The sequence below is a fragment of the Maritimibacter sp. 55A14 genome (assembly GCF_003122205.1).
Lineage (GTDB): Bacteria > Pseudomonadota > Alphaproteobacteria > Rhodobacterales > Rhodobacteraceae > QEYE01.
This window is the reverse complement of the sequence record NZ_QEYE01000007.1, coordinates 1-20705: the sequence shown is the minus strand read 5'-3', so window position 1 is coordinate 20705 and position 20705 is coordinate 1. Positions and strand designations below refer to the sequence as shown.

General features: G+C 60.2%; 15 protein-coding genes. 10 read left to right on the top strand and 5 right to left on the bottom strand.

What is annotated here, in order from left to right; translation table 11 throughout:
* The first annotated feature begins 101 nt into the window (after positions 1-101).
* From DDZ14_RS07380 to DDZ14_RS07350, 7 genes are all read left to right on the top strand, one after another.
* Positions 102-2351 (top strand): acyl-CoA dehydrogenase, encoded by a 2250-nt coding sequence (locus tag DDZ14_RS07380; protein ID WP_109424320.1) that lies wholly within the window; start codon positions 102-104, stop codon positions 2349-2351.
* Complete coding sequence (locus DDZ14_RS07375) at positions 2348-3631, top strand: acetyl-CoA C-acetyltransferase (protein WP_109424319.1); 1284 nt, start codon at positions 2348-2350, stop codon at positions 3629-3631. The genes DDZ14_RS07380 and DDZ14_RS07375 overlap by 4 nt, the downstream gene beginning before the upstream one ends.
* Complete coding sequence (locus DDZ14_RS07370) at positions 3628-5688, top strand: 3-hydroxyacyl-CoA dehydrogenase NAD-binding domain-containing protein (protein WP_109424318.1); 2061 nt, start codon at positions 3628-3630, stop codon at positions 5686-5688. The genes DDZ14_RS07375 and DDZ14_RS07370 overlap by 4 nt, the downstream gene beginning before the upstream one ends.
* Entirely contained in the window at positions 5681-7495 is a 1815-nt protein-coding gene (locus DDZ14_RS07365; RefSeq protein WP_109424317.1) for an acetyl-CoA hydrolase/transferase C-terminal domain-containing protein, read from the top strand. The genes DDZ14_RS07370 and DDZ14_RS07365 overlap by 8 nt, the downstream gene beginning before the upstream one ends.
* 483 nt (positions 7496-7978) lie before the next feature.
* Positions 7979-9337 (top strand): efflux transporter outer membrane subunit, encoded by a 1359-nt coding sequence (locus tag DDZ14_RS07360; protein WP_158275476.1) that lies wholly within the window; start codon positions 7979-7981, stop codon positions 9335-9337.
* Between the two features lie 285 nt (positions 9338-9622).
* The gene (locus DDZ14_RS07355; RefSeq protein ID WP_109424315.1) at positions 9623-11818 is read left to right on the top strand and encodes a right-handed parallel beta-helix repeat-containing protein; all 2196 of its coding nucleotides are present in this window, start codon (positions 9623-9625) and stop codon (positions 11816-11818) included.
* 191 nt (positions 11819-12009) lie between these two features.
* The gene (locus DDZ14_RS07350) at positions 12010-12801 is read left to right on the top strand and encodes a sulfotransferase family 2 domain-containing protein (RefSeq protein WP_109424314.1); all 792 of its coding nucleotides are present in this window, start codon (positions 12010-12012) and stop codon (positions 12799-12801) included.
* Between the two features lie 32 nt (positions 12802-12833).
* Here DDZ14_RS07350 and DDZ14_RS20250 read toward each other — a convergent pair whose 3' ends face one another.
* A complete protein-coding gene (locus DDZ14_RS20250) occupies positions 12834-13637 on the bottom strand; it encodes a capsular polysaccharide synthesis protein (RefSeq protein ID WP_369914695.1) in 804 nt (267 codons plus the stop codon).
* 276 nt (positions 13638-13913) lie between these two features.
* Between DDZ14_RS20250 and DDZ14_RS07340 the strand changes: the two genes are divergently transcribed.
* The 3 genes from DDZ14_RS07340 to DDZ14_RS19645 all read left to right on the top strand — a co-directional run bounded on the left by DDZ14_RS07340 (position 13914) and on the right by DDZ14_RS19645 (position 17114).
* Positions 13914-14633 carry a sulfotransferase family 2 domain-containing protein gene (locus DDZ14_RS07340; RefSeq protein ID WP_109424312.1) on the top strand — a complete coding sequence of 240 codons (720 nt, stop codon included), beginning with the start codon at positions 13914-13916 and terminating at the stop codon, positions 14631-14633.
* Positions 14634-14748: 115 nt separating this feature from the next.
* Positions 14749-16203 carry an O-antigen ligase gene (locus DDZ14_RS07335; protein WP_109424311.1) on the top strand — a complete coding sequence of 485 codons (1455 nt, stop codon included), beginning with the start codon at positions 14749-14751 and terminating at the stop codon, positions 16201-16203.
* 5 nt (positions 16204-16208) lie between these two features.
* Positions 16209-17114: a sulfotransferase domain-containing protein gene (locus tag DDZ14_RS19645; RefSeq protein WP_109424310.1), complete on the top strand. Its 906-nt coding sequence runs from the start codon at positions 16209-16211 to the stop codon at positions 17112-17114.
* Positions 17115-17189: 75 nt separating this feature from the next.
* Here DDZ14_RS19645 and DDZ14_RS07325 read toward each other — a convergent pair whose 3' ends face one another.
* From DDZ14_RS07325 to DDZ14_RS19640, 4 genes are all read right to left on the bottom strand, one after another.
* Positions 17190-18515: an arylsulfotransferase family protein gene (locus DDZ14_RS07325; protein ID WP_109424309.1), complete on the bottom strand. Its 1326-nt coding sequence runs from the start codon at positions 18513-18515 to the stop codon at positions 17190-17192.
* Positions 18516-18679: 164 nt separating this feature from the next.
* Positions 18680-19345, bottom strand: coding sequence for a polysaccharide deacetylase family protein (locus DDZ14_RS07320; protein WP_109424308.1), 666 nt, complete (start codon positions 19343-19345; stop codon positions 18680-18682).
* Positions 19342-20382 carry a lipid II:glycine glycyltransferase FemX gene (locus tag DDZ14_RS07315; protein ID WP_109424307.1) on the bottom strand — a complete coding sequence of 347 codons (1041 nt, stop codon included), beginning with the start codon at positions 20380-20382 and terminating at the stop codon, positions 19342-19344. The genes DDZ14_RS07320 and DDZ14_RS07315 overlap by 4 nt, the downstream gene beginning before the upstream one ends.
* Positions 20379-20705 (bottom strand): hypothetical protein (locus DDZ14_RS19640; protein WP_158275473.1); only part of this gene is annotated, 327 nt, incomplete at its 5' end. The genes DDZ14_RS07315 and DDZ14_RS19640, both read right to left, overlap by 4 nt.

Below are 20705 nucleotides of genomic sequence, written 5' to 3'. Positions count from 1 at the left end.
TCGGGCGATCGCGCTTTGGCACAGCGGCCCTGACCATCACGTGCGCAAAAGGAACAAGTGACCGGAGTCGCGTGTTACAGTACGGAGGAGGAGGAGGCCCTGTGTCGTTTCGCAAAACCTATCTCACCAAACCCGTCTTCAACTGGGCACGGGGTGTGCTGCCAACCCTGTCGGATACCGAGTCCGAGGCGATCACCTCGGGTGATGTTCATTTCGAGGCCGAGTTGTTCTCCGGCAACCCGGATTGGACCATGCTGCGCTCCATGCGGGCGCCCCGCCTCACGGAGGAAGAGCAGGCCTTTATCGACGGGCTGTGCCGCGAATTCTGCGACATTCTCGACGAATGGGATATCAACACACGCACCGCCGACCTGCCGCCGCGCGCATGGGATTTTCTGCGCGAGAACGGATTTTTCGGCATGATCATCCCCAAGGAACATGGTGGCCTCGGGTTCTCGGCCTATGCCCATTCCGAAGTGGTGCGTTACATCTCCAGCCATTCCGTGGTGGGCGCCGTGACCGTCATGGTGCCAAATTCGCTCGGGCCGGGGGAGCTGATCCTTCAGTTCGGCACCGAGGCCCAGCGGCAGCACTGGCTGCCCCGCCTCGCGCGGGGCGAGGAATTGCCCGCCTTCGGCCTGACCAGCGAGGAAGCGGGCTCCGACGCGTCGGCGATGGTTGATGACGGTGTGGTTTGCAAGGGCAAGTGGAAGGGCAAGACCGTGTTGGGCATCCGGCTCAACTGGTCCAAGCGGTACATTACCCTGGCCCCGGTTTGCACGGTGCTGGGACTTGCTTTCAAGCTGCGCGATCCCGATGGTCTGTTGGGGGAACAGGATGAGATCGGCATCACCTGTGCCCTCGTGCCCACCGATCTGCCCGGCGTCGAGATCGGGCGCCGCCATCTGCCTTCGGGCTCGATGTTCATGAACGGGCCGACCTCGGGCAAGGACGTGTTCATCCCTGTCGATCATATCATTGGCGGTGCCGAATACGCCGGGCGCGGCTGGATGATGCTGATGAGCGCGCTTGCCGCTGGACGCGGCATTTCGCTGCCCTCGCTCTCGGCGGCTGGTGCGGCCCTGTCAGCGCATACCACCGGCGCCTACGCCCGGATTCGCAAACAATTCGACCTGCCGATCGGCCTCTTCGGGGGGGTACAGGAACCGATGGCACGCATCGCCGCCCATGCGTACACCATCGACGCCGGGCGTCGCCTGACCACCGCCGCGCTCGACGAAGGGCACAAGCTGGCGGTGATTTCGGCGATCATGAAATACCATGCCACCACGCGGATGCGCGAGGCGATTGGCGACGCGATGGATGTTCACTCGGGCAAGGCGGTGATCGACGGTCGGTTGAACTACCTGCAAAACCACTACCGCGCGCTTCCCATCGGAATCACGGTGGAAGGGGCCAACATCGTGACCCGCACCCTGATCATTTTCGGTCAGGGTGCGATCCGCGCCCATCCCTATCTGCTGGACGAAATGCAGGCATTGAGCGAGCCGGACCCCGACAAATCGCTCGACGCCTTTGACCGCCATTTCTGGGCGCATGTCGGCCATTCCACCCGCACTTTCTTTCGCGCCTGGTGGACTGCCTGGACAGGGCGTGGACGGGTGCCCGAGAACGCGGGCGACGTTGGCCCTATCTATGCGCGTCTTTCACGCTGGTCTGCGGCCTTTGCCGTCACCGCCGACATGGCGCTTCTGACCCTCGGGGGCGCGCTCAAGCGCAAGGAAATGATCTCGGGGCGGCTTGGGGACGCGCTGTCTGAGATGTACTTGCTCGCCGCCGTTCTCAAACGTTGGGAGGATGACGGGCGCCACTCCGAGGATTTGCCGTTGGTGCGCTATGCGGCGGAAACCGGCTTTGCGCGGATCGGCAGGGCGCTGGACGAGACCATCGCCAATCTGCCCGCCCGATGGGTCGGTTGGCTGCTGCGACCGTTGCTGCGACCGGGAGCGCATGGCTGCGGCCCCACCGATGATCTGACCGAGGCCTGCGCGATGATGATCTACCACCCCTCGGCCACACGGGATCGGTTGATCGGGCAGCTTCATCGCGCGGCCGAGGACAGTGGCCCTGGACGTCTCGCAACCGCCTATCAACAGGTCGTCGAGGCGGAACCACTTGCCAAACGTCTGCGGGATCTCGGCACATCACTGGACAAGGCGCGCGAGGCCGGGGTGTTGTCGGACGCGGAATATGACCAGCTCCAGCGCGCCGAAGAGGCCGTGCAGAAAGTCGTGGCGGTTGACGAATTCACGCCCGAAGAGCTTGCCCGGCTCTTTCCCGATCTGGAGCGTGCGCCTGACATCTCAGTCCAAAAGGAGGTCGCGGAATGAGCCGACCGGTCTATCTCGTCGACGGTGCCCGAACGCCGTTTCTGAAGGCCCGTGGCAGGCCCGGCCCCTTCACGCCGGTCGATCTTGCCGTGCAATGCGGACGGCCCTTGCTGATGCGCCAGCCCTTTGCACCCACCGCCTTTGATCTGGTCCTTCTGGGCTGCGTCAATGTACTTCAGGACGAGATGAACCCGGCCCGCGTTGCGGCCCTGCGCCTTGGTCTGGGCGAAGATCAGGTGGCCTGGACGGTTCAGATCAACTGCGGATCGGGGATGCAGAGCATCGACACCGCCTATCGCTACATCCGGTCGGGCAGTCACGAGATGATCCTTGCGGGCGGGGCCGAGGCCCTGAGCCACGCCCCGCTGATCTATAGCCGCGAGGCGACGGAATGGTTTGGCGGCATGGCACAGGCCAAAGGGCCGCTCGACAAGGCGCAAAAGCTGTCGGAGATACGCCCGAATTTCTTTTCGCCCGTCATCGGGCTGGAACGGGGTCTGACAGATCCGATCACAGCGCTGAACATGGGGCAGACGGCCGAAGTTCTGGCGCATCGGTTCGGCATCGACCGGACCACCGCCGATGCCTATGCCGTGGAGAGCCACAAGCGCCTTGCCGCAGCCCAGGAGTCGGGAGGTTTGAAGGGCGAGGTGCTGCCCGCCTTCGACCGGGACGGCATGGCATATGAGCGGGACGACGGTGTGCGCCCCGACAGTTCCATCGAGAAACTGGCCAGGCTCGATCCGGCTTTCGAGAAGCCCTTTGGCAAGGTCACGCCCGGCAACTCCAGCCAGATCACTGACGGGGCATCCTGGGTCATCGTGGCGTCGGAAACCGCGGTCGAGGCGCATGGGCTGACACCGATCGCACGGATCGTCGACAGCGACTGGGCCGCGCTCGATCCGGCGATCATGGGGCTGGGCCCGGTGCTGGCCGCAACGCCCCTTGCACAGCGGCATGGGTTGACCTGCGATGACATTGACCTTTGGGAAATCAACGAGGCTTTTGCCGCGCAGGTGCTTGCCTGCCTTGCCGCCTGGCAGAACGAGGAGTTCTGCCGCGAGGTGCTGGGGTATGATGAGCCGTTCGGGCGTATCGACCGCGACCGGCTGAACGTGGATGGCGGGGCAATCGGCCTTGGCCACCCGGTTGGAACCAGCGGCAACCGGATCGTCCTGCACCTCGCCAACGCGATGCGGGCCGGTGGCCACCGCCGTGGGATCGCCACCGAATGCATCGGCGGCGGACTGGGCGGCGCAATGCTACTGGAGGCAGCATGACGAATATCATGGAACAGATCACTCCGGACACGGCCACCGAGGCCAGCAAGCCGCCGCAGGCCGAACATTGGCGCCTTGAGACAAAGGACGACATCGCCCGCCTGTGGCTCGATTGCGCGGATACCGGGACCAACGTCATTTCCGAGGCCGTGCTGCGCGAGCTTGACGCGCTGATCGACCATGTGCAGGCAACCGCCCCCACGGCGCTTGTGCTGCGGTCCGCCAAGCCGGGCGGTTTTGCCGCCGGGGCGGATATTGACGGGTTCGCCAATCTCGGCCGGCAAGAGGCCGAGGATAAACTGCGAGCCGGTCACGCGGTTCTCGACAAACTCGCCGCTTTGCACTGTCCGACCATCGCGGTGGTCCACGGGCATACGCTCGGTGGCGGTCTGGAACTGGCCTTGGCCTGCACCCACCGGATCGGCGTCGAGGGCGTCAAGACCGCCTTTCCCGAGATCACCCTTGGCCTGCATCCCGGCCTTGGCGGCACCTTTCGGCTGACGTCGCTGATCGACCCGCTCGAGGCCATGCAGATGATGTTGACGGGAAAATCGGCACATGACCGCAAGGCGCGAAAACTGGGCATTCTCGACGCGCTCATTCCAGAACGCCATGTCGAGGCGGCGATTCGCGCGGCTGCTGCGGGTAAGCTCGATCCCGGCGACAGCGGCCTGCGCGCCACGGCCCTGCGCACCGGCGCGGCCCGTAGCCTTGCCGCGACACACATGCGGACGGAGAGCGAGAAACAGGCACCCGTCGCGCATTACCCGGCGCCCGCCGCGCTGATCGAACTGTGGCAGACCCATGGCGGCGACCGCGCCGCGTTGCAGGAGGCCGAGATCACGTCCTTTGCCGCGCTCCTGCACAGCGCCACGGCGCAGAACCTGATCCGCGCCTTCTTTCTGCGCCGCAAGCTCAAGGATGCCGGCAAGGGTCAGAGCGGGATCAACCATGTCCATGTGATCGGTGCCGGGGCCATGGGCGCAGAGATCGCGGCCTGGTGCGCCATGCAGGGCAAGCGCGTGACGCTGGAAGACGTGGCACTGGAACCCCTGGGCGAGGCGATCCGGCTAGCGACCGGGATCTACGACAAGAAGCACCTGAACAGCCGCGCGGCGCGTGACGCGCTTGACCGGCTGATGCCTGACCCGGACGGGCTGGGCCGGGCGCGGGCCGATCTGGTGATCGAGGCGGTGCCGGAAGATTTCGAGCTGAAGGAAAAGGTCTATGCCTCGCTGGCGGGCGTGATGAAGCCCGACGCAATTCTTGCCAGCAATACCTCCAGCCTTCGCCTTGCCGATCTGGTGAATACCACTGGCGATCGCGGTCGCTTTGCCGGGCTGCATTTTTTCAACCCGGTCTCCAGGATGCAGCTTGTCGAGGTGGTCTCGCATGAGATGGTGCAGGAGGAAACGCTGGACCGGCTGGCCGCCTTCACCAACGAGATCGACCGGCTGCCAGCGCGCGTCCGCGACTATCCCGGTTTCCTCGTCAACCGCATCCTCGCCCCCTACCTGATGGAAGCGATGGTGATGCTCGACGAAGGCTGGACCAAGGAAGAGATCGACCGTGCCGCGCTTGCCTTCGGGATGCCGATGGGGCCGGTGACACTGGCCGACCGGGTCGGGCTCGACGTCTGCCTCGAGGTCGCGGCGTCGATGCGAAAAGGTCTGGATCGCCCGGTAGCCGAAACGCCGGACTGGCTGTCGAAGATGGTCGAGGAGGGGCGCACGGGGCACAAGGCGGGCAGGGGTCTCTACGATTACGAGACCGAAGAGCCGCCCGAGAGCCCCGCGGATGATCCTTCGCAAGACCTCGTGGACAGGTTGATTCTGCCGATGTGCGACGCGGGCATCGAATGCCTGCGCAAGGGTGTTGCCCCGGACGCCGGCACCGTGGATGCGGCGGCGATCTTCGGCACCGGTTGGGCGCCGTTCCGTGGCGGGCCGATGCAGTACGCGCGGGTGCGCCGCGACGTGCCGGACGTTCTGCGCCGGCTGGCCACGCGGCACGGCGCGCGGTTCGATCCTGATCCCGGTTGGTCCGACCGTGGCTGAGGCCCGGTCCGCCGAGGCGATCGCCGCCGCAATCATCGAGCGCACCGGCGGCGATATCCGGCTGGCCCTGCCGCTTGGTCTTGGTAAACCGGTGACACTCGTCAACGCGCTGACGCGGGCCGTGGCCGCGCGCCCCGATACCCGGCTTTCGATTCTCACAGCACTGACACTGGAACGGCCGGACATGTCCGAAGGCATGAGCCGCCGCCTTCTCGAACCGGCGGCGGACCGGCTCTTCGGGGCCTATCCCGCGTTTGACTATGCCCGCCTGCTGCGACGTGGGGAATTGCCGGATAATATCGAGATATCGGAGTTTTTCCTGCTCGCAGGCCGGTGGATCGGCGTACCTGAGGCACAGCGGCATTACATCCCGGCCAATTATACCCATGCCTACCAAGTCCTGCGCGACTGGCAACCCAACGTGGTCCTCCAATTGCTGAGCTGCGCCGCGGACGGAACGCTTGGCATGTCCTGCAATACCGACATCTCCGCCGATCTCATCAAGGACCGGCAGGCGGGCCGTCTGGATTTTCTGCTGGCCGGAGAGATCAACCGCAACCTGCCTGACATGCCGGGCCCCGATGCCACGCTGCACCGGGACGAGGTGCAGCTCTTGCTCGAGGAGGACCAGCCTTTCGAGCTTTTCTCGGTCGTCAAGCGCCCGGTCGGGCCGGTCGAGCATGCCATCGGGCTGCATGTGGCGCGGCTGGTGCGGGACGGCGGCACGCTGCAAATCGGGATCGGGTCGATCGGTGACGCTGTGGCCCATGCGCTCCGCCTGCGTCAGACCGGCGACACGGCGCAGATACACGCGTCCTGTCCTTTCGGTGGCGATGGCTTTGACGCGGACGGACCTTTTGACATCGGGCTATATGCAGTGACGGAAATGCTGGTGGACGGCCTTCTGCACCTCTTCGAGATGGGGATCGTCAGACGAAAGGTAGACGGGGCCGCCATCCATGCCGGCTTCTTCGTCGATTGTCGCGACTTCTACAAACGGTTGCGCGCCCTGCTGGAGGAGGAGCGCGCCCGCATCCAGATGAAACCGGTTTCCTTCACCAATCAGCTCTATGGCGATGAAGCCGCCAAACGAGCAGCCCGCACCGATGCGCGTTTCATAAATTCCGCGATGAAGGTCACGATGCTTGGCGGGGTGGTCAGTGATGTAACCTCCGGCGCGCAGGAGGTGAGTGGAATCGGCGGTCAGTTCAACTTTGTCGAGCAGGCCTTTGCGCTGGACGGTGCGCGTTCGGTCATCACCCTTCCGGCCACGCGCACGCGACAGGGCCGGACGACATCGAATATCGTTTGGGAGCATCCGCATGAAAGCATCCCCCGCGCCTATCGTGACATCGTCGTGACTGAATACGGTATCGCCGACCTGCGCGGGCGGCGTGACGAGGACGCGGTGGCACAAATGCTCCGTATCACGGACAGCCGCTTTCAGGATGAATTGCTGCACCGGGCGACAGCCGCGAACAAGATTTCGAAAGGTTTCGAGATCCCAAGGGAGTGGCGCCGCAACACGCCCGAGCATCTGGCCGATTGGCTGGCGCCCGTCGGTCTTCCGGCCTTTCCCTTCGGGACGGATTTCGACGAGACCGAACAGCGCCTCCTGCCTGCCCTCGATCTGCTGCGACAGACGCAGGGCAGCACGCGCGGCATGGCACGGTTGATTCTCGGTGGCATGTTGGCCGGCAAGTCCGAGCAGGCTTGTGTTGACCGGATGGACCTCGGATCGCCCGGCACTTGGCGTGAACGTATCGAGGCCTGGGCGCTTCGCGGTGCCTTGGCCCGCACAGACTGAGCTCCTCGCCACATCAACTGCCCTCCCCTTCAGGAACCTGCGCTGCGAACCAACGGGCGAGCACACGTTCATCTCGTGTCGGTTTGCCGCTGGATCCGGGGTTTATCGCGCTGAGCATCGCAAAGCCCGATTTTCTTGTGTTCCAACCCGAGGTCGCGCAGGAACCGCCAGACCGAGACGCGGTGGATGGTGATGCCGTGGCGATCTGTTGCGACAGGTGCCAAAGGTGTTCCTCTGCGCCGTCGCACTGGCCGCGACCGTCATGCTCTGGCTTTGAAAATCAATGAGCCCGGAACCTGGGCGAAGGGTACGAATGCCACACCCGATAGAAACAGGTTGACCAATTTGTTGTTTGATATGCGACTTTATGGCATTGTTCGCAAAAGCGTGAACCCGCCGGGTAAGAATGGTGGGGGCGCAGGCAGGATGGGCAGTGTAATGGCAGGACAACTGTGTCGGTTCCGGCCGGTAACGGGGTGGGTGTTGGGATTATCCCTGACGCTTTCGGCCTGTTCCCGCGACATTGACTACGATGCGCCGGTCTTTCCTTTCATGAGTTCCTACAAGGCGGCCCGAAGTGGCGCGCCGGTGCTGCTGACCAATGCCGACTGGTGGAAGACCCTGAAGGACCCCACGCTAAACGCGCTGGTCGATACGGCGCTGAGCGGCAACCTGGATATCGAGCTGGCCAAGGAGCGTCTCGTGGAGGCGCGGGAGAATGTCGGCGCCGTGCCGGGCGAGGCGGAGCTGGAACCCGAGGCCCGCGCGCAGGTCGAGGGCGGCTCGGCGGTGCGCGACGACGAGGGCGCGGAGGCGTCGCTGGGCCTGAGCTGGCTTCTGGACATCTATGGCGCGCGCTACCGGCGCGTGGAGGCCGCGCGCGCGCGGGCGGCCGCCGCGGATGCGGAAGTGAACGCGGCGCGGCTGCTGCTGCTCTCCAGCATGGCGAATGCCTATATCGACCTGCGCTTCAACCAGCGGTCCCTGCAATTGCGGCAGCGGCAGTTGCAATCGCGCCTGCAATCGCTGGACCTGACACGCCGGCTTTTCGAGCAGGATGCGGTGACGCGGCTCGACATCGTGCGGACCGAGGCGCTGGTGACCGAGACCCGCGCGCAGATCCCGCCGCTGCGCGCCGCGGTCGAGTCCAGCAAGTATCGAATCGCGGTGCTGGCGGGCGTGACGCCGGGCCGGCTGGGCGTCGACCTGGACAGCGGGGCGCGGCAGCTTCGTCCCACCATGTCGCCGGAAATCGGCATCCCGCCCGACCTGCTGCGCAACCGCCCCGACATTTTCATTGCCGAGCGCGAATACTATGCCGCGGTGGCCGAGGTGGGCGTGGTGCGCGCCGATCTCTATCCGCAGCTCACGCTGAGCGGGCTGATCACGCTGACCTCCATCGGCGGGGCGTCGGGCACCGCCTATCAGGCCGGCCCGGCCGTCACCTTCCCCTCGCTCTTCTCGGGCGACACGCGCGCGGCGACCCGCGCGGCGGAATCGCGCGCGCGCCAGGCCTATACTCGGTGGAAGCGCACGGTGCTGGAAGCGGTTCTGGACGTGGAGACGGCGCTGGCGGGCTATTCGGGCAACCGGGCCTCGGTCCAGGCGTCACAGCGTACGGCGCGGCTTTTCCGGGAAGCGTCGGACCTGACGCGGGAGCTCATCATCTCGGGCGGGGCGACGGTTCTGGACCTGGTCGATGCCGAACAATCGGTGGCGACGGCGGATATCGCGTTGGCAACAACACTGCGCGATCTGGCCCGCAGTTACGTAGAAGTGAACGTGAATCTCGGATCTGGGCATAATTTGGGCAAAGTCACGCCTACGGAAAATCCAGACTGAGCGAACCTTCGCCACGCTGATCGCCTCCTGGTGTTTCACTGTTGCGCATGACGGGACAGAGCGACAAAAGTCCCGCCACGAGTAATGAGGCAGAAACAAGTTTCCCAGAAACAAGCCACTTCCGGCGGAAAGTCGCGCATATGCGGGGGCATTGTCTTCGATATCCGGAATTACCAAAGGGCAGCCACATTTCGGCCGCGCAAATGCCACGCGCGACCGGCTGATTTGTGGTGGGGCAAGGCTTAAGTGCGCGTCCAGCGTACAGAAATCTAGAGAAGGTTCACGATGGCAAATACGATTGTAACAGTCTCGAGTTCGTCCGAGCTGGATGCCGCGCTACAAAACGCGACCGGCGGTGAGACGATCCTGCTGACGGCAGGGGACTATGGACGGCTGAACATGAAGGGCGGGGCTTATCAATATGCCTCGACGGTCACGATCAAGTCGGCGGACACGACGACGCCCGCGACGATCTCGGAGTTGCGCGTCGACGGGGCGTCGAACATCACCTTCCAGGGGTTGAATTTCGACTATACGTTCAGCTCGGGCGATGCGACCAGTCACACTCCGTTTCTGGTCGATAACAGTGTGAACGTAACAATTGCGGAATCGGTTTTTTCTGGCGATGTCGCTCAGGGCGTATCGACCAGTTCAGATGGGTACGGTACTGGCAGAGGCATCGCAGTGCGCAATTCTTCTGAAGTCGCGCTGGTGGATAATGAGTTTTTTGACTGGTGGAAGGCACTCGGTGTCAGCAACTCGAATGATATACTTGTATCTGGAAACAATGTTCATTCCAACAGATCTGATGGCATGATATTTGGCAATGTTGATCAGGTTGTTATAGAAGGGAACTATATTCACGATTTTTTGAGGTCGCCCACTTCGGGAGATCATGCGGACATGATCCAGTTCACGCGAAATAGTGGAACTAGCTCAAATATAACTATTCAAAATAATATCTTGGATATTGGTTCCGGGGACTTCACGCAATCAATTTTCATGGGCAATGGTGGTACCAGCGACTCTGACCCGTCGCAGTTCTATCAAAATGTATTGATCGACAACAATGTCATCTACAACTCGCAAGCGCATGGCATCACAGTATCAAGTGCGAATAATATCGCGATAACAAACAATTCGGTCATCGCGGTGGATATTGGCCTTACCGGTGGTGTTGCTATTCCGAAGATAAATGTTGGGGGCGCGTCTACGAATGTGACGCTCCAACAAAATGTAGTTTCAAACGTTGTAGGATATTCTGGCCAATCTGACTGGAATGTGTCTAACAACGTGACCGCTGGCAAGGCCGAGTATCCGGCATTACTGACGATGTATGCGTCGACGCAGGCGGACGGCTACAATCAGTACGGGGTTCAGTCAGGCGGCCTGATCGACCAGATGGGCGCCGGGTCCGACATCGTCTACAACTACCCGTTCGCGCCGGACAGCTACACCACGCTGGCCACCTCCAGCGGCACGACGGGAAGCACTTCTACGGGCACGACAGGCACGACAACCACCGACACGTCCGGGACGACTACGGACACTTCGGGCAGCACGAGCACGGATACGTCGGGCAGTACAACGACGGATACGTCGGACTCAACGACCACGACGGATACATCGAGCAGCACAAGTACGGACACCTCCACGACCACGGCATCCGACACGTCCGGCGCCACCTCCACCGATACGTCGGCAAGCACGGATACGTCCGGCACCACGACCACCGACACATCGGGCGGCGAGACCACCGCGGAGGCCTCGACGGGCACGAGTGCGAACACGTCTACGGAGACCTCGGGTACCTCCACCGACACCTCCGGCGCGACGGCGGGCAATGCGACGGGGGGCACGACGAGCTCGTCGCCCCTCGTGCTCGACGACTATGTGCTCGACTTCGCCGCGATCGAGGCGGCAGGGGGCGAAGTCCTCAACGACGACGCGCAGGTGGTGCATTACGCGACGCATGATGCGATCCACGTGGACGGCCAGAAGGACTATGTCGATCTGGGCCGCCTGCAGGAATTCGAGCAGTCCGACAAGATCGCCTTCTCGGTGGAGTTCGCGCGCGATCAGGCCGATGGCAGCGACCAACGAATCGTCTGGAACCACAAGAAGTTCGGGATCACGCTGGAAGACGACGGGCTGCGCGTCCATGTGGCTAACGAAGACGCGGCGTTCCACAAGGGGTTCCAGATCGCGGACCTGGGGTTGAACGACACCGACAGCCATGAGATTTCGGTGATCGTCGATCAGACGGTCGACCGGCTGCAAGTGATCGTGGATGACCAGCTTGTGCTGGACGAGACCGGCACCGATTTCGACTTCGTCGGTGCTGGCGGCCGCGAATGGGGCTGGGCGCTCGGCGCGCCGTGGGGCCGGTTTGCGGAGGGCGAGTACACGGATTTCCGGGTCGACGACGACGCCGATTTCGTGGACCTGCCGCTCGTCCAGGACGACGCGCTGGTCTCGTAAAGGCCGGCGGGATGGTATAGACTTCGATCATCGGGATAGGCTTTCGTTTTCGGAGGCAAATCAAGAAGCTGAAAGATGATCGAAGTTTTCCATCCGGGCCGCGTAGCCATGTTCGAACCGATAAGCGGGGCCGCCGATCCGGCGGTCAGGCTTTTTTCCGAATCCGGCGGCTGGCGGCGGGGAGCCGCGTGATGATTGTATCCGACCGTTTCGGTTTCATCTTCATCCACATTCCGAAATGCGCTGGCACCTCGGTGCGCCGCGCGCTGGAGGATTTCCATGACGGCGCGCCGCATTTCGTTGAGAGCTTGGGCCATCACCCGGCCCATGGCGAGTTGGATTTCACGCATCTCCCGCTCAACCTGCTGGCCGAGATCGACCCGGATGTGTTCGCCAAACTCCGCAGCTACGCGACCTTCGCGATCGTGCGCGACCCAATGCAGCGGTTCCAGTCCGCCATGGCGCAGCGCGCCAAGATGTACCTGAAGTCCGAGATCGCGCAGTTGGGCGAAGCGGACATCGCCGCCGAGCTTGACCGCGTGATGTCTTATCTTCGGTCCGTGCCGCAGGTCACCGCGCCCGAGTTCATCCATTTTTCGCGGCAGTCGGATTTTGTGTTCATGGACGGCGAGAGACTTGTGCAGACCATATTTCCGGTCGAGCGACTGGACGACCTGGCTGCCGCGATCGGCGATACGATCGGCGGCACCGAACTGGCCTTCGGCCATGCCAACCAAACCACCGTTTTCCGTTATCCGCATCTCAGGCAGATCGCGCAGACGGGCAGCCAGCAAGCCAAGCGCTTGATGCCCGAGCCGCTACATCGCTGGGTCCGGAAATCCGCGCGTCGAATGATGATGAAGCCCAAGGCGCAGGCGCTGCTGCCGGCTTTCGACACGGCTGGTGTGCGCGATTTCGTGGCCGAGTATTACGCGAGCGATTACGATCTTCACCGCGGTGCCCTGCAACGGGCATGCGCGTGACCGGCGGGACAGCGTAAGTTCTGTGCAATGAACTATATAGTCTGATTGGAAAGCAACATTTTTGCTCTCTCTACTTGTTCATCGCTCCAGTCCCACCGCAACTTTTGAACTGGCGCAACGCCGCTCAGTAATACCTTTCTCACGATACCTTCATCCCTGCTGCGCGTTACGCAATCGTGTACAATATGTGAACCATAACAGCCAATTTTTGGGATTGACGCGTAGCTTTTCCGGAATCGAACACGCAACAAAGTAAGTACTTCAAACAAAAGGTGTGGCCAAAAGTAAATGTGAGGTTTCTTCCGATTCTCCCAATAGGCGAAACTATACATCTCCCACTGAGAAATTATCTCCCCTTGGGTCTCAGACGCCAAAAACCAGTTTGTCAAAGAGCGCCGGACTCCTGGCCAGATGAACCACCGATCAGTTGGTGTCCAAGTGAAGGCAAAGAACCCTCTCTGCGCAACAAGTGGAAGCCAGCAATCAAGAGGTTGGACACAGTAGGTTGTGGCATCCGCCCAAACTCCTCCCATCTGCCTCAGCAACCGAAGTCGCAGGAGGTCGGCGTAAGACTGGACAGGAATATCCGTAGCGCCTATCGGCATATCCACCATGTTGCCAGCGGTTGAAGCGTCAAGCACTGTGACATCCCAAGTCGGGTTCATGATTCGCCACGAAGCGATACACATCTGGACAAGTTCAGGAGCGGATGACTCGCCCGCGTCCCAGTACATCCAGACCGTCTTGGGGATTTGCCTTGGTACCGTGGTGTCGAAGTGATCCGGCTTGTGGCCCGTGACTTTTCTGTACGCACGACGGCAAAAACTAGCTAACATCTTGATTTGTATAAATAACACAAAGATAAGGAGCCAAAAGGGATACGATCGCATCATTCGTCCTCTTGCTTTGCATGTTGGGCGCATGGTTTTACTTGGAGCAGGATAAGGCATTGGGTCTTGGGCAGCATCGGATCGACACCTTTGGTGAACAGAGCCAGTAGCATTTTGACGTTGTAGGCCAGCTACGCAACGCCTGTTTCATCATCCACCGTTGCTAGGTTTTTTGCCGTGCTCTAAGATACTTAGGTGGGGCGCTGTGCAAGCGGGGTGCAGATGGTAGTGTTGGCGAAATCAATACAACTAGCCTATTTTGACGTAACAAAAGTAGGTAGCACGAGTGTCAAGGAAACACTGTGGGAGATGGAGTTTGGGCGCCCTTTCCGCGGTAAAGGTATTGATCGACTACTTCATCACATCCGCTGGCAACTCGCGCGCCGAAAACTAGCCAAGCCACGAAACATTCATGAAGTCGAGGGATTTCGATGTACAGTATTTGGCCTGGATGAAGTGCCGGAGATGTTCACGAAAATCGCAATAGTCCGAGATCCTGCTTCGAGAATTAGATCGGCATGGAGGGATAAAATACACGAGAGACAGTTTCGTTGGCGTTCTGAGGAACTCGACGTCGAAAACGAAGGGCTCCCGCTAAATCCAACATTCGGAGAATTTATCGATCATTTTGAGGAATATCGCTCAATCAGCAGGCCCGCACGTGTCCACACAACCCCTTACGTATGGCATCTTGGCGGTGATCTGACGTATTTTGACAGAACATTTACATTGGAGAGGTTTGACGATTTTGAGTCATTTCTTCGGGAGCAATCTTGCCGGAAAGTGAATCTGAAACACGCTAATGTAGCGCCATCCGAAAAGCGGGATGACAGTCTAACGAGTAACCAGGTGGATAAACTGTTTGAAGTGACGCGGCAAGACTACGATCTGCTTTCAAGTATTTACGATATCAAAAAAGCAAAACGCCGGTTTCAGCTATAGCGCGTTCCTGTAATGCAGTGCAGGCGTCGTAAATACAGAGAGAGAAGCAGAAGCAAGGCATGTTGTAGGAGGACAAAGTAAATGCAGAGGGAAATTATGAGCGTCGACTTGCTTCGTGCTGAAAGTACTGCATATTCTGATCCTGCGCATAAGTTTGGAAGCGGCCATGCTTACTGATGCCGCGGCCCCAAAAGGCTCCATCCAACGCCAGTCTCTAGGCAAGGCGAAACGACACCCGATCCTCGTTGCCATTTTAATGATGTCGTTTGTGATGCCATTTTATTTTGACGTTTTCGGTCTGAGAATGAGCATCTACAGGTCGATTCTGGTCGCTGCGTTTATCCCAGTGCTTTTCCTCTGTTTGACAGGTCGGTACAATGGTGTGAAATCAATTGATTTATTGGTTGTATTGCATGCATTTTGGAGTTCAGCCGCCATTGCCGTGAATCATGGTGTGGGGAGTCAGTGGGAGTTCATAGGTATCAGGATAATTGAAACTCTCGCTCCTTATTTTATTGCGAGAGCCATGATTAGATCCCCGGAATCTTTTAGGCATTTCTGCTACTGGTTTTTCGTGTCCGTAGTGATTATGGTGCCATTCAGTCTGTATCAAAACATTTATGATCGCTCAATACTTATCGATGTATTCGGAAACTTCATGAATGTTTACAGGGAAGTGCATCAAGAACCGAGACTTGGATTGTACCGAGCCCAGGGTTCGATGCCACATCCGATTCTTTACGGGGTATATTGTGCCTCGGCTTTCTCACTTTCCTGGCTCGTTCTTGGGGGCAGTAAGAAGTTATTTTCAAGATTGTTTTCGACTGGACTAGTAACTATTGCGGTGTTTTCATCCCTTTCGTCCGGCGCATTTCTCGCTGTTGCTGTGCAAATTGGATTGATGGTGTGGCGTAAAATTTTTGATTTTGTCCAGAAGCGTTGGAACCTTCTCATATGGGGGTTTATTGGCTGCTACGTTTTCATTGAGATATTTTCAAATCGATCTCCTGCGCAGATTTTTGCTGCCTATCTTACATTAAAATCATCGACGGCCTGGAATAGGATTCATATTTTCGAGAACGCCTCTGATGATGTAATGCGGAACCCGATTTTCGGGATAGGTTTGGGTGACTGGACTCGCCCACCGTGGATGCTGTCAAGTATTGATAATTTTTGGCTCGTGGTTGCGCTTCGGTACGGGCTTCCAGCTTTTATATTCTTGCTTTTGGCTGTGGTAATTAGTTTTCGTAAGGTTGGAGGTTCCCAATTGAAAGGCGACCTTGCCAAATTTCGACTCGGATATCTGTTTTCACTTTCTGGTTTCTGCATTGCAGCGATCACTGTGCACGTTTGGGATGCCACATTTTGCTTATTTATGTTCTTGTTGGGCAGTGGTATATGGCTAATTGATTCGAACGATGAAGACTTTGATGATGTGCATGGCGAAGTGGGTTCTGGAAAAGATAGAACAATTCGTTATACAAGGTTTGGTCATATGAGCTCGCATCAGGATAGTTTAAGTCACACGTCTGGTGGAGCGAAGGGACGGGATAATGCGAGCACGGATTAGATGAAATGGATGCAAGTGAAGAAAAAATCGTAACAAGCGCGGGTATGGGTGTGCCTTCTCGACGATCGAGGATGGCGAAGATGGTCAGGCAAGTTCCTATCTCAGTACGGAAAAATTATGGGCTTGTGAGAAACCCTGAATTTTGGATCATGTTACCATATTTAGCCAAGTGTCGTTATGGAAGAAATGAGTTTAACACGCCGCCAAAATGCTTGTTTGTTGCCACTCATCACAAGAGCATGACGACATATTTTAAGGCGGTTCTTAGGTTCCTTGCATTGGGTTTGAATGTATCATTTGAGGACGTGCCAAAGGATGTCCCACGGCCTGGTACAAGAGTCTTCCTGTCCACCCACAGCCGTACGCCTTGGGCGGAGATCGGCCCCTATCGCGGCATTCACATCATGCGCGATCCGCGCGACATGATCGTGTCCTCCTACCATTATCATCTCTGGACCAACGAGCTCTGGGTTCATGTCCCCGACGAGAACGGCGTCACCTATCAGGAAAAGCTGCGCGCGGTTGACAAGACCGAGGGGCTCTTCATGACGATCCGGCATTTCATCTTCTTCAGCCGGGAAATTCTGGATAACTGGGACCTGGACGATCCCGATATCCTGGAGGTTTCCTATGACGAGTTGATGGGCGAGGATCGCGACGCCTGCTATGCGCGCATGTTCAGCTTCCTGGGGCTGGAGGGCGAGGCGCATGACCTGGGCGTGCGGCTGATGCGGCTCTTCGAGGCGGGCAAGCGCAGCCGGGTGTCGAAGGACAAGCCCAACGAACGGTCGCATATCCGCAGCGGTAGGAGCGGCCAGTGGAAGGCGGAGTTGGAGCCTGAGCATCTTGCATTCATTGACAAGGAGCTGGGCCACATCCTTGACAAATTCGGATATGATAGGAGTTCCTGAGTTCAGTATGATTTTGCTCTGGAAATTAAGAAATGGCGCAACTACTTAATGGGACGTCTTTGGAAATGGCTCCGGTTATTGTTTTGTGCAGAGTTCGAATGTGCCTGGATGAAAATAATTAACCGGTAGGCGTTTTGCTTCAGAAACAAGAAATCGGCGATTGTTTGATCTCTGAAAATTATTTACGAGCTCCATGCGTACATTCCCGTCCCTATCAATCTCAAGTACTCGGCCTTGCTGCGGAATGGAGAAAAGCACGGCATTTCCGCCGTCGGTCAATTGGTGCTTTCCCTGTATCCAGCTATAGAATTCTACGTCTTCACCCTTGATGATTGTCTCGGAATGCTGAGGTTCTGGGGGGCGTAATTGTATTATCCGGCTTGAATTGCGGTGCATCCTGTTGTCGTAGATTGTGATGGTGCCGTCGGGCTCCCAGTCAGGATCATGCTGCCGGCGCATCTGGCCGTAGCTGTACCATTTGACCTTCTGCGTCTCGGGATCCACTGCGGTGACGAGGTTGAGCCCGCGGAAGCTCATCAGAAGGTCGCCCGGCGCGAAATCCGGGAAGGCCCCGGCCAGCGCCGCGGGCAGCGGGTCGATGTCGTTGGGATGCATCGGATCTCTAATCCATGAATAACCATGCTTCGTCTCGTCCATCTGGCGCGCGCCGAAGAGATCGAGCGTCGGGTTCGCCCGGATCACGTCGCGGACCGTGAAGGATGCGTCGATGGAGCCGTCCGCCACGCCGATCTTGTGGGCACCGGCGCGGCGCGCCTCGTCGCGGGGGTCCTCCGGAACGGGGTCGTGATTGATGAGGGTCCAGACATGGCGGCGGTCGCCGGTCAGCGTGACGCTGTGGTGGTAGGCGCCCTCCACCGCCCAGACGGGCCGGCTGCAGGCGTCGAATTTCTGTAGCGACACGCCACCGTCGAAGGCGAAGATGACCGAGCCGTCGGGCATGACTTCGAAACCGTGCGGGAACTTGTAGGGCGTATCGCGCCGCTCCGCGGTGGCGATGGCGTCCTCGTTCAGGACCCAGTGATGCACGACGCGCCCGGTCTCGTCAAAGAGCAGCGCGGCATGTTCGACGGTGCCCAGATCGAAGGTACCCAGCACCAGCGTATAGCCCGAGATCGGGCCGGGAAAGCTCACCCGCGGGACCGAGGCGCCGAAGAGACCGGCCGGTTCGACGGGCGCCAGATCGGGCAGCGACCGGCTGTCATCGGTCAGCACCAGCCTGTCCGTCCGTCCCATCAGGTCGCTCAACACGAAGGACAACTCGTCCTTGATGAAGCGCAGCTCGGTATAAGGCCACATCCGGTAGACGCCGATGCCCACGCCATAGGCGATACCGCCGATGGCCGTCAGGAAGAGAATCGAACCGAAAAACAGGTACTTCATGAAACTCCCATCGCGCGGGCCGGCCGGCTTCCGGCACTTATCCACAACCAGATGTCCTCCAACCCCGAGGTTCAGTCAACCAATTGCGGGACGCTTCGCGCGGCGAGGCTGGCAAGGCTGCCACAGGAGCCAACGGAACAATGAAGGATACACCCCTTTTCGTATCATGGCAGCCATCTGCGGCGTGCCATACCGATCTGTCGGCGAATTGTACGTGGGGGCCCGGAAAGCACGCTCATCAAGCTCTCAATGCTCATGTCACACGTAAGAGATGTGCGCGGTCTTAAAAAAGCTTCCCTATCCATCGACCCGGTGTCGCTCGTGTACGCAGCCGTATACCCCGCATGGCGCAGCTGTCTGAGGACTCGCGCGGTGTATTTGCCAAAGGGAATGCCGGCCTCCGTTACTGGTTGACCGCAGATTTCTTCGAGAACCTCGCGAGATTCAGACAGTTCTTCCCATAGCTCTTCGCCGTCCAGTTCTGACCAAGCGCGATGGGAGACACCGTGGCTGCCAATGGTCATACCGGCATCGCGGAGCGCACGAATCTGTGTGGCATCAAGGAAACCAGGCACTCCTATACGCCCGGAAAGCACGAAAAAGGATGCGTGAAGACCCCTTGCGATAAGTTCAGGGAGGGCGATTTCGTAGTCGGATGAATTGCCGTCATCGAAGGTGACCACGTACTCTATCCCGCTACTCCCGTTAGTAATCTGATCAAGAGCGGCCTGGAATTTTTCAATGCTGAGCCAATATGGAACCTCATCTGCTTCAACATCCCTTTTCGGCGTGCCGATGCCGTGGAATATGATCCCGACCGCACGCGTCATCGCCGCGCCCTCAGCTTGGCATGGACCGTCTCGGCCAGGCCGACCAGCGCCGCGCCAGGCCCGGTAGGACGCGCCTCATAGGGGCCGGGGGCGGTGACTTCGGCGCCGCCGGTGCGCCGCTTGAAGCGGGTGACGGTGGGGTTGGCCTCGGCGTCGATCCCGCCCAGGTCGAGGCAGTGCATACCGCGCGCGCGGGCGTGCAGCATCGCCTGCCACATCAGGAAATGCCCGGCATTGAGCTTGCGCCCCGCCTCCGCCGTCGCCCCGAAGAGATAGACCGCCGTGCCGCCCGCAAGCCCGAGCGTAAACCCGCCCAGATCGGTGCCGTCCTTGCGCGCGATCAGCACGCCATGGGCAAAATCCGGCCCCTCCAGATCGTAATAGAATTCCGGCGGGATCTCGGGGTTGAAACCCTTGGCGGCCTGAACCTGCCGGTAGAGCGCGTCGAATCGCCCGGACATCTCGGCAATCGGCCCGGTCTCCAGCTCCAGCCCCGCCTTGAGCGCGCCGCGCAGCGGATTGCGCCACTTGCCGTGCAGCCCGGCCAGCAGCGCGTCCTCGTCCTGCTTCAGGTCGATGGCGACGCTGCGATAGGCGGCGGCGCGGGTCGAGGGATGGAAGCCCGCGCGTGCCGCCGCCTCGTCCATGGTCTGCGGGTCGTGCCCGGCGGTGGCGGGCAGGCGCAGCCGCAGGATGTGCCCCGCCTGCGTGACATGGGCCCGCAGCGCGGCGAGAATTGCCTGTATTTGCGCGGGCTCGGGCGGCGGTGCGCCGGTCCCGCACATCAGCGGACCCGCGGCGATCCAGGCGATCCCCCGTCCCAGCCCCGGCACGCGCTTGAGGCGCAGGCAGGCGGCGGCCACGGGGGTTCCGCCCTCATCATCGAGCGCAAGGAACTGCGTCTCCGCCCCGATCCGCCGCGCCGCGGCCTGGCCATAGGTGAGGGTCTGCTCGAAGGTCAGGTCGCGGAATGCCTGGCTGACGGCGGGCCAGTCGGCGGGCGTGACCGCGCGCGGAAGCAGCGCCGCGCCAGTCATGCCGAGACCCCCAGCGCGGCCAGTTGCGCCTGAAGCCGGGCCTCGCGATCGGCCTCCAGCGGGCGGGAAGGGTGCAGCGCGAAGGCACCGGGCACCCCGGCGCGGGGCGCGGCGGGAAGCCCGTGGCGTTCGAGATATTCCGCGACCGCGGCGAGGGTGCGTTCCGGCGCGGCGCAAAGCGCTTCGTAATCGACGCTGCAAAGCCGGTCCTGCCCGATATGTGCGCAGTCGCGGGCGATGTCGGCGGCGACGCCTGCGACCTGGCGGCAGGCGCGCTCGACCAGATCCGCGCCGCCCGCGTCGGAGGGGCGCACCGACCACCA